Genomic DNA, 1,506 nt, shown 5'->3' with positions numbered 1-1,506 from the left:
GCGCCAAAGGGCGCCGTCCACTCCAGGTGTGGGGGCAATTCGCCGCCGCCGAAGAGCACCGACGCGCGGCCGCCGCCGGCCTGCTGCGCGGCGGTGGACTCCCACACCGACCGATAGACGACGACGTGGTTGGCCAGCCGGAGACTAACCGCCATGCACGCCTCAATCACCGGGCCGATCTGGCCCGCGGTCTCCAGCGCCGAGACGTACCAGCGGGAGCGTAGTCCGAGTGCGTTGCGGACCTCCTGGACGGTGGCCCCGGAAAACCCGGGATCGGGCACGCCCGGTCCCGGGTAGCTGGCGATCCCATCGATGTCGTCAACGCTCAGCCCGGCATCCGAGATCGCCCGCAGCACCGCCTCGAGCGTGAGGTCCAATCCCGTTCGGCCCAGCCGCCGGCCGACCTGCGACTTGCCCGCCCCGGTCAGGACGGCCTTTCCGTCGAACGGACCGCCAGTCACCAGACGAACCTAGCGATCAGCTCAGCCACCGCGGCCGGTTTTTCGACACCGTCGATCTCCACGGTGTGACGCACGGTCAGGTTCACCGTGTCGTCGGCGACCTTGGCGGCGTCCGCAAGTTCGGACCTGACCCGGATGCGGCTGCCCGCGGTGACCGCGGACAGGAACCGCACCTTGTTCAGGCCGTAGTTGATGCCCATCTTCGCGTTCTCGACGCGATAGTTGTCCTTGCTCACGCCGGGGATGAGTGAGAGCGTGAGGAAGCCGTGCGCGATCGTCGCGCCGTAAGGGCTTTCGGCCTTGGCCTTTTCGACGTCGACGTGGATCCACTGGTGATCCATCGTGACGTCGGCGAAAGCGTCGATCCGACTCTGGTCGATGTCCACCCACCGGCTGACGCCGAGTTCCTCACCGATCGTCGCGAGCGCATCGTCCACGGACTTGATCACCTTCACGGGTTGCTCCCAACGTCACCCTGACCGGATCTATCGATATCTATTTAACGGTATAGACTGGCCTCGCTCATCGGGCAACCAGCCCGTCACCCCTGACGATCTTGGGAGACACAATGGCCAGCACCAAGTCCCGCGCAGCAATTGTCGCAGCGGCCCGCACACCGATCGGAACGGCGCGCAAGGGCACGCTGGCCAACGTGCCCGCGACCGAGCTCGCCAAGCCCGTGGTCGCGGCGGTCGTGGATCGGTCCGGCCTCGACGCGGCGGAGTTCGACGACCTGGTACTGGCCGAGAGCCTGCAAGGCGGCGGCGACACTGCCCGCTACGTCGCGGTGGACCTCGGCCTGACCGGGATTCCCGGCCTGGCCGTCAACCGCCAGTGCGCGTCAAGCCTCTCGGCGATCGCCGTGGGCGCGGGGCAGATCGCGGCCGGCATGAGCCGCGCAATTCTGGCCGGCGGCATGGAGTCGCTGTCTACTGGACCGATATTGCAGAAACGTAAGCCCTTTACCACCGGGAAGTCCCCAGAGGACTACGAGCAGTGGTTTCCGCTGTCGCATCCGCCGACCGCCGAGGCGCCTGCCCTGGAC

2 protein-coding genes and 1 pseudogene are annotated in these 1,506 nt (G+C 67.3%); 1 reads left to right on the top strand and 2 read right to left on the bottom strand.

All coding sequences use genetic code 11. The features are described from left to right. Together WAN71_RS16770 and WAN71_RS16765 are read right to left on the bottom strand one after the other, a co-directional pair. A pseudogene (locus WAN71_RS16770) lies at nucleotides 1-461 on the bottom strand (thiolase family protein); the annotation flags it as partial. Continuing rightward, entirely contained in the window at nucleotides 458-916 is a 459-nt protein-coding gene (locus WAN71_RS16765; RefSeq protein ID WP_422226415.1) for a MaoC family dehydratase, read from the bottom strand. The gene WAN71_RS16765 and the pseudogene WAN71_RS16770, both read right to left, overlap by 4 nt. Nucleotides 917-1,029: 113 nt before the next feature. Between WAN71_RS16765 and WAN71_RS16760 the strand changes: the two genes are divergently transcribed. Beyond that, the coding region (locus tag WAN71_RS16760; protein WP_422226414.1) for a beta-ketoacyl synthase N-terminal-like domain-containing protein at nucleotides 1,030-1,506 on the top strand (477 nt) is incomplete at its 3' end.

This window comes from Mycobacterium sp., assembly GCF_049280035.1.
Classification (GTDB): Bacteria; Actinomycetota; Actinomycetes; order Mycobacteriales; family Mycobacteriaceae; genus Mycobacterium.
Note: the sequence above shows the minus strand (reverse complement) of the source record. Positions and strands in the feature narration are given on the sequence as shown.